The 1,512-nt window shown below is 65.2% G+C and carries 1 pseudogene (cut by both window edges); it reads left to right on the forward strand.

Annotated elements, in window-relative coordinates:
- Positions 1-1,512, forward strand: a pseudogene (locus A3H92_13520) (hypothetical protein) (it extends past both window edges: 1,809 nt to the left, 2,373 nt to the right).

Below are 1,512 nucleotides of genomic sequence, written 5' to 3' on the forward strand. Positions count from 1 at the left end.
CAGGCGCAGGTCGCCGCCGCCGAGGCCGTTCAGATGGCCCATGACGCCGAGGCTGTCCTTGCCGGCATTTCCGCGAATCATCCCGGCCATGACGCCGCCGTGCTGGATGTAACCAATGCCCAGAACGCCGCCGCCGCCGCGCAAGCGGCAGCAGCCTCCGCCGTAACCGCCGCCGCCGCCACCCTGGTCGCCACCGATCTGGTCACCGCTACGGCGGCCGCCGCCTTGGCTGCGAGTTCGCTGGCCGCCGCGAGCGAGGCCTTGGCGGGGGTAAGGGTCTCCTTTGTTGATATTCAGACCATCGCCGCCTCCGACATGGCGCCGGAAGTCATCGGCGACGCCGTTGCCGCGATGACGGAAGACGATGCCGGCTCGACCTTTAACGTGCTGTCCAACATCAGGGACGACGGTACTTTGGCTTTGGTCAGCGTGAGTCAGCCGGCGGACGGTACGGTCACCGACAACGGCGACGGCACGGTTACCTACACGCCGACCACCGACTTCGGCTATCTGAAAGCCGGCGAGACGGCGACCGATGCGTTTACCTACGTCGTTTCCGACGGCGTCAATCCCCCGGTCACGGTTACCGCCGTGGTGACCATCACCGGCGTCAACGACGCTCCGGTGGCCGTTGATATCTCCGGCGCCGTTTTTGAGGACGGCATGGCCAGGATCATCGCCTTCAACGCCACCGACGTTGACGGCGACGCCTTGACCTATTCGCTCAATCAGCCCGCCGAAGGCACGGTCGTCAATAACGGCGACGGCACCTTTACTTTCAATCCCGGCGCCGACTTCCAGGACCTCGGCGTCGGCGAGACCCGCGACGTTACCTTTGATTATACGGTGACCGACAGCCAGGGCGCGACCAGCACGGCGACGATCACCGTCACCGTTACCGGCGCCAACGACGGCCCGGTGGCGACTAACGTTACCGGCGCCGCCGTCGAGGACGGCGCGACGCAGACATTCAACTTTACCGCTACCGATGCCGATGCCAACGACGCCTTGACCTTCACCATCGACAGCCAGCCCGCCGAGGGCGCGGTTATCAACAACAATGACGGCACCTTCGGGTTTAATCCCGGCTCGGACTTCCAGGACCTCGGCGTCGGCGAGACCCGCGACGTTACCTTCAATTACACGGTTTCCGACGGCCAGGGCGGGACCAGCACGGCGACTGCCACCATCACGGTGCAAGGCGCCAATGACGGCCCGGTGGCCTCCAACATTACCGGCGCCGCCGTCGAGGACGGCGCGGCGCAGACGCTTTCATTCAGCGCGGTTGACGTTGACGGCGACGCCTTGACCTTCACCATCGACAGCCAGCCCGCCGAGGGCACGGTTATCAACAACAATGACGGCACCTTCGGGTTTAACCCCGGCTCTGACTTCCAGGACCTCGGCGTCGGCGAGACCCGCGACGTTACCTTCAACTACACGGTTTCCGACGGCCAGGGCGGGACCAGCACGGCGACTGCCACCATCACGGTGCAAGGAGCCAATGACGGC

It is taken from the genome of Rhodospirillales bacterium RIFCSPLOWO2_02_FULL_58_16, assembly GCA_001830425.1.
Classification (GTDB): domain Bacteria; phylum Pseudomonadota; class Alphaproteobacteria; order Rhodospirillales; family 2-02-FULL-58-16; genus 2-02-FULL-58-16.